Genomic DNA, 225 nt, shown 5'->3' on the forward strand with positions numbered 1-225 from the left:
CATCTACACCGACTCACCCCTGAGTGAAGGCGCCACGGCCGGCCTGGACGACAATGCAGCGCAACACGTCGGCCGTGTGCTGCGCATGCAACCCGGCCAGGAACTGCTGCTGTTCAATGGCGACGGCAACGACTACCCCGCCACCATCACCGAGGCCGGCAAGAAACACGTGTCGGTCGAGGTAGGAACGCCGTCCGCCAATGCCACCGAGTCCCACCTGGAGAT

The 225-nt window shown here is 64.4% G+C and carries 1 protein-coding gene; it reads left to right on the forward strand.

What is annotated here, in order from left to right; translation table 11 throughout:
• Nucleotides 1-225: RsmE family RNA methyltransferase (locus tag BIV01_RS19130; protein ID WP_217642573.1), on the forward strand; the 225-nt coding region annotated here is incomplete at both ends.

Origin of the sequence: Curtobacterium sp. MCBA15_013, assembly GCF_001865095.1 — a bacterium.
In the GTDB taxonomy this organism is placed as follows: Bacteria; Actinomycetota; Actinomycetes; order Actinomycetales; family Microbacteriaceae; genus Curtobacterium.